The sequence below is a fragment of the Streptococcus mitis genome, from assembly GCF_047465045.1.
GTDB classification, from domain to species: Bacteria; Bacillota; Bacilli; order Lactobacillales; family Streptococcaceae; genus Streptococcus; species Streptococcus mitis_DT.
The window spans coordinates 1-552 of the sequence record NZ_JASHAR010000052.1; the positions used below are offsets into that span (position 1 = coordinate 1).

A 552-nucleotide genomic window follows, 5' to 3' on the forward strand; every position below is an offset into this window, starting at 1 on the left:
CCAAGAGGGCATGATTTGCTTACATGAATTGATTAGCAGAGAAGAAGAGCTGGCAGAAGATATTCCTCGTTTAAGAAAATATTTCAAAACCAAGTTTCGGAATCGAATCCTAGACTATATCCGTAAGCAGGAAAGTCAAAAACGAAGATATGATAAAGAACCGTATGAAGAAGTAGGTGAGATTAGTCATCGTATCAGTGAGGGAGGTCTGTGGCTAGATGAGTATTATCTCTTTCATGAGACATTAAGAGATTATAGAAGCAAACAAAGTAAAGACAAACAAGAAGAGTTAGAGCGCGTCTTAAGACATGAACGCTTCCGAGGGCGTCAAAGAGTGCTAAATGACTTACGTATTGTGTTTAAAGAGTTTGACATCCGTACTCGGTAAGAAGCTATGCAAAAAAAAGAAAAAAACAGAAAAAGGTGTTGACAAGTCTGAAAAAGTCTGTATAATAGTAAGAGTTGAAAACAACTCTGGTCCGTTGGTCAAGGGGTTAAGACACCGCCTTTTCACGGCGGTAACACGGGTTCGAATCCCGTACGGACTATGGT

General features: G+C 39.7%; 1 protein-coding gene and 1 tRNA gene. Both read left to right on the plus strand.

The features are described 5' to 3' along the window. Nucleotides 1–388 (plus strand): sigma-70 family RNA polymerase sigma factor (locus tag QM409_RS10755; protein ID WP_414305737.1); only part of this gene is annotated, 388 nt, incomplete at its 5' end. Nucleotides 389–476: 88 nt separating this feature from the next. Continuing rightward, a tRNA-Glu gene (locus QM409_RS10760) sits at nucleotides 477–548 on the plus strand. Nucleotides 549–552 lie beyond the last annotated feature (4 nt).